This window comes from Bacteroides sp. 1_1_30 (assembly GCF_020982715.1).
In the GTDB taxonomy this organism is placed as follows: domain Bacteria; phylum Bacteroidota; class Bacteroidia; order Bacteroidales; family Bacteroidaceae; genus Bacteroides; species Bacteroides xylanisolvens.
This window is the reverse complement of the sequence record NZ_JAJKHN010000177.1, coordinates 1-3032: the sequence shown is the minus strand read 5'-3', so window position 1 is coordinate 3032 and position 3032 is coordinate 1. Positions and strand designations below refer to the sequence as shown.

Below are 3032 nucleotides of genomic sequence, written 5' to 3'. Positions count from 1 at the left end.
AACTTCATCACAGACCCCCAGTTTTTCAAGCCGTTGTCGGTATATCTGGACGACATGCTGGCGGACCGGCTGATGGAAAAACACCCTTACATGTTCGGGGAGCTGCCGAAGCGGTTCAAGACACCGGAAAGACTGGTCATTGCCATCGATAACAGCAAACGGGAGACGAACTGCTATATCGACGGGGAAACTGAACAATCCCTGCTCACGGTGGAAGTGTGCAAGGCATTCGTCCGAAGAAACGGCAACTGTCCTGAATTTCCTGAAAATGTATGGACGCGGGAATTTGTCGACTACTGCATGGAGCACGGGACGTGTTTCCGCTGGTTCCGCCAGATGCCCAAAAAGTTCCAGACCTCCGCGAATACGCAAGCGGCGTATGATTACGGTCATTACCATATCTGTGACTTTGCCAAACGGTTCATCACCCCGCAAATGGCAAAGGAGTGCTACCGGGAGCGCAGTTATGCACATGCCATCCCCGGACATTTCCTCACGGAGTTCTGCCGACAGACCGGACTGCCCGAGAAGTTCTACGGCGGGGGAACCACGATGCTGTCGCTGAAAAACAGCCGTGACGACTATACTTACTGCAAAGTCGGCAATACCTGTCTGGCTTTTTACCTGAAAGAACAATACGAGCCGTCCTCGGCACATCTGATGATGACGCAGTCGGATTCAAAATACTGCACGCCGGAGAAGGTGTTCGACGTGCCTGTCGGCACCTTCCACCGCACGTGGCTGGAAAAGATCGTGTCGGAAAACGACCCCCGCTTTGTCAAACCCCGTGTGGACAAAGCGTTGAAAGCCGTACAGGCGGTCTGCTATTACGGTGTCGAGAAGTTGAAGGACCTGAACCGTACGGAAATCTTCCGCAATACCTTCATGGGCGAGACCATCGGTTACTGCGCCCGCCGCAGGGACCTGACCTACCACAGCGACAACTGCGGGACCCTTATCGAGGGCTTGAAGTTCAAGATCCGGGGAATGGCTGTCCCCGTAACCCTGGCGGAAGACATGACTCCTTATACGGCCGACATACTGCACCGGAAGTTCGGCTTCTGCTATATCGGAATGACGGCATTCGCCACGGACTACGGTCTAGACATGGAGAAGGCATACACCTTTGCACAGATGCGCCAGATCGTAAGGGAGAAAGGGCACAAGCCGTCATTGAGAAACTACAAACGTGAACTGAAACAAATAAACATCATACAATGAAAAAATACCGGATAGCTATCGAAGAGACGCTCCGTAAGGTCGTGGAGATCAAGGCGGAAACGCCCGGTCTGGCCGTCTGCAGGGCGGAAGACGAATACAATGAAGAGAAACACGTGCTGTCAGCCGACAATTTCGCAGGAGCTGACATCGCGCTCTCGACTGATGACATCACGGTCATGGAGACTCTGGAAGACGTGGATTTCATCGGATACGTGCAACGCCGTTTCGAGGAATGCCGGGAGTCCATATCCGTCGAAGACAAAGTCCGGCTGGCATTCGGAAGTTTCGACAACGCCCTGTATGAGTTCGGCGAATACCGTAAGGAGGCGGCCCGGAACCGCCCGCAGGTCTACCTGCTGTACCGGAGCGATGGCTGGCACAACCGTTCTTCCATGGAGCTCATAGCCCCGTTCTCCTCCCTCGAAAACATGATGGAGTACCTGCGGCGTAAGAAGAAGGAATTCCGCCTGACGGAAAGTGATCTGGAAGAGTTCAAGAACAACCGGCAGACGAAGGGGCGCGACGAAAACTACCTGTACGAGTCGGATTATCTGGATGTGCTACCGGAACAGGAACCCGAACTGCCGCCGAAAGATGACGCTTTCTATGACAAGGTTTTCACCTGCGGGCAATCCGAGCTGTCACGCAGGGAGTTGGAATCTCTGCCGGAGCCGTTCGATACCTACCATGTTACGGACGAAGAGATGAAACAGATTGTGTACGAAACGGAAATGGAGACACGGGACCGGCTGCGGCTCGGTGAAGGCGAGTCCATCGATTTTAACGACGATCGCCATAGTGAAATCTGGTGGGAAGAAATGGAAAAAGCAGTGGTTAGGCACGGTGTACCGTACTACAAAGACGAATAACGGAAACAGAACCTGTTCATCACACGCCATAATGATGACGGGCCGTCGCGGCTACGGCTGCGGCGTTTTTTTTCAAAACGAGGTGAGTATTCCACCCCTTATACAAAACGATTACCTACTCTTAAAAAAACGGATTTATGAAACAGACAAGACAGGATTTCTTCACGGCGAACGGGGAAGGAATCAAAATCATGACATTTACGGAGTTCGCCCGGCATATCCTGCGTATGGAATGCGGGGAAAGTTCGGAACTGTATGCCGTTGTGAACCGGCAGACACGGGAATGCTCCCGGCCGCTCTCTGTCAGAAAGGAACAATGGAACGGTACGCCCTTTTACCTGCTCGGCGGGCACGGGCAGGAAGTCCGTACCATCAATTTTGCGGGTCGTCCGAAAGAGGAGTTTGAAACGACCTGCCATGATGCCTTGGACAGCTACGATGCCGTGGAAAGTATCGGGGCGGTCGTGTCAAGACTGCGTGAATTATCTCCTGAAGAGTTGCATAAGCGGATTGCGGAAGAGATGAAGACCGGCTGTAAATACCAGTTGGTCTACCGCAGCGAGAAGGAGATGACGGCCGCACTCGACGGCAAGATATACGCCATCAGCGATACGGACGGCAAATTCCTTTGCGACCTGTATCAGCCGGATTATCTCCATCTGGAAAACGAGGGCGATATTGTGGACACCGCATCCATTCCGGACATGCACTTCCATTCCGATTGGGCAATCGCCAACCCCACGATACGCGACAAGGTGCTCTCCTCCCGGATGGTGATTATATATACCTACGAAACGGTAACGCTATGATAGAGATTGGCAACAGGATAGAAACGCCGGAAGGTGTGTTCTATGAACTGGAATACGGAGGGGAAGGAAACATCTACAAGAACGAGGATGCCTTTCTCAACCGCCCCGATGAAGTGTGCTATATACCCGAATA

Annotated in this window: 5 protein-coding genes; 3 read left to right on the top strand and 2 right to left on the bottom strand. The window is 52.8% G+C overall.

The window, feature by feature from the left end:
- Positions 1-657, bottom strand: a 657-nt coding sequence (locus LPH68_RS25875) for a hypothetical protein (protein ID WP_230297245.1), incomplete at its 3' end; no start/stop codon positions are given.
- Between the two features lie 96 nt (positions 658-753).
- Here LPH68_RS25875 and LPH68_RS25870 point away from each other — a divergent pair.
- The gene (locus LPH68_RS25870) at positions 754-1221 is read left to right on the top strand and encodes a hypothetical protein (protein ID WP_230297244.1); all 468 of its coding nucleotides are present in this window, start codon (positions 754-756) and stop codon (positions 1219-1221) included.
- Positions 1218-2090 (top strand): DpnD/PcfM family protein, encoded by an 873-nt coding sequence (locus tag LPH68_RS25865; protein ID WP_196045657.1) that lies wholly within the window; start codon positions 1218-1220, stop codon positions 2088-2090. Before LPH68_RS25870 ends, LPH68_RS25865 begins: the two co-directional genes overlap by 4 nt.
- Positions 2091-2188: 98 nt before the next feature.
- On the opposite strand, the gene LPH68_RS25860 is transcribed toward LPH68_RS25865, so the two are convergent.
- On the bottom strand, positions 2189-2509 hold the full coding sequence (locus LPH68_RS25860) for a hypothetical protein (RefSeq protein ID WP_230297243.1): 321 nt from the start codon (positions 2507-2509) through the stop codon (positions 2189-2191).
- Positions 2510-2554: 45 nt separating this feature from the next.
- Between LPH68_RS25860 and LPH68_RS25855 the strand changes: the two genes are divergently transcribed.
- Positions 2555-2899, top strand: a complete 345-nt coding sequence (locus LPH68_RS25855) for a hypothetical protein (RefSeq protein WP_230297242.1) — start codon at positions 2555-2557, stop codon at positions 2897-2899.
- Positions 2900-3032: the final 133 nt, after the last annotated feature.